Origin of the sequence: Paraburkholderia sp. RL17-373-BIF-A (assembly GCF_046030175.1) — a bacterium.
In the GTDB taxonomy this organism is placed as follows: Bacteria; Pseudomonadota; Gammaproteobacteria; order Burkholderiales; family Burkholderiaceae; genus Paraburkholderia.
Genome location: NZ_JARESO010000251.1, coordinates 1 through 1,494, shown reverse-complemented (window position 1 = coordinate 1,494; position 1,494 = coordinate 1). Strand labels below are relative to the sequence as shown.

Below are 1,494 nucleotides of genomic sequence, written 5' to 3'. Positions count from 1 at the left end.
TGTTAGCGGCGGTGCAAATCCGGCCCTAAACGGCGGCACAAGGTTAAGGAGCGTCAACGAGTAGGGGCCGTTACCGGCGCCTACTGTAGAGTGATGCTCATGAGAATGGATCGTCGACGTCGTTCAGGTGAGCGTTCACGGGAGGGCCGCGTTGTTCGTGCAGCTGTTCATGCAATTGGACCTGATAGTGCATGCAGATTCGCTCGCGTAGATCGTCGATGAGTTCGACGACAGCGAGCGCCTGATCGGCGGACCAGTCGTCCGGAATCAGGAAGTCGAGCCCACAAGTAATTCCGGAAGGCAGGTGAAGGCGCGTCATGATGTCTTCTTCTCGGCCTTGGCCGCAGTACGTTTCTTCGTGCGCTGCTCAGCGCGTTCACGCGCCTCCTTCACACGATAGGACTCGCCCTCGATCACAACGACTTCCGCACGATGCACCAGTCGGTCAACAAGGGAGACGACACAAGCCGCGTTCGGAAACACCTCATGCCATTCTCCGAACGGTCGATTTGTCGTAACCACTGTCGACGCGACACCGTACCGCCGGCTGACGAGTTCGAACAGCAGATCGGCGTGGCGGTTCGAGTACGAGAGGTAGCCGACTTCATCGACCACAAGGACGTCGGGTGAGGCATAGCGGTTCAGCCGGCGGCGCAAGGCCGAATCGCTATCGAGCGCGGCCAGTTCTCCGAGCATCTGGCCGGCGGTGGTGAACAAGGCAGTGTGGCCATGCACGATCGCCTGATAGGCGAGATTGAGCGCCAGTGTCGATTTGCCGACGCCGTTCGGGCCGATCAGCACGACGTTCGCGGTGTCCTTGACGAACTCGAGCGCCATCAACTCTTCGACGACAGCGCGATCGCACCGTTTGGGCCAGGCCCAGTCGAAGTCGCACAACGGTTTGAAGCTGCCCAGATGGGCATCGCGGATGCGTCGCTCCAGAGAACGGCGTCCGCGCTCGTCCTCTTCCCAGCGCAGCAATGGCGCGACCCACGGCTCGGCCACCACATCGGGCCAGTGTGCTATCAGTCCATACAGGCGCAAGGCGTGCGCGCGGTTTTGCAGATCATCAGGCGCGTTCATCGGTGCCTCCGGTGATCTGGTCGTAAATGTCGAGCCGATGGGGTGTCACCAGCGTGTCCTTCCTGCGCACGTGTTCCGGCATCGGGACGGCCACTGGCGGAGGCAGCTTGCGTGCCTCGCGCCGGCGCTCCAGCGCCAGACGAACCGGATTCGGGTGAGGTGCAGCACCACTGGCGAGAGTCTCCTCAATGGCCGCCTGCAGTTCGGAGGCGCCATAGCGGTCAAGCAGGCGCAGCAGATTGGCGGTGATGTTGCCCAGGTTGCCGCCCCGTTCAGCGGCGCGCAGCATCAGCGTCTGGCTGGCCGGTGCCGCCTGGGCCAGATGGTCAAGGCCGCGATGATGGCGGGCCTCGCGTTTGCGTGCAACGAGGGCGTCGATATGTGTGGCAATTTCGATCTGTGCGCCGCGAT

General features: G+C 62.4%; 2 protein-coding genes and 1 pseudogene. All 3 read right to left on the bottom strand.

Features of this window, described 5'->3' with window-relative positions:
- Window positions 1–97 precede the first annotated feature (97 nt).
- The gene (locus P0D80_RS50110; RefSeq protein WP_087633317.1) at window positions 98–319 is read right to left on the bottom strand and encodes a hypothetical protein; all 222 of its coding nucleotides are present in this window, start codon (window positions 317–319) and stop codon (window positions 98–100) included.
- Window positions 316–1,083 (bottom strand): IS21-like element helper ATPase IstB, encoded by a 768-nt coding sequence (gene istB, locus P0D80_RS50105; RefSeq protein WP_063500987.1) that lies wholly within the window; start codon window positions 1,081–1,083, stop codon window positions 316–318. The genes P0D80_RS50110 and istB overlap by 4 nt, the downstream gene beginning before the upstream one ends.
- Window positions 1,070–1,494: pseudogene (locus tag P0D80_RS50100) on the bottom strand (IS21 family transposase); the annotation flags it as partial. The gene istB and the pseudogene P0D80_RS50100, both read right to left, overlap by 14 nt.

What these genes read in the sequence shown, in the direction of transcription:
- P0D80_RS50110 (WP_087633317.1), bottom strand. Translation starts at nt 319, where the DNA reads ATGACGCGCCTTCACCTGCCTTCCGGAATTACTTGTGGGCTCGACTTC.
- istB (WP_063500987.1), bottom strand. Translation starts at nt 1,083, where the DNA reads ATGAACGCGCCTGATGATCTGCAAAACCGCGCGCACGCCTTGCGCCTG.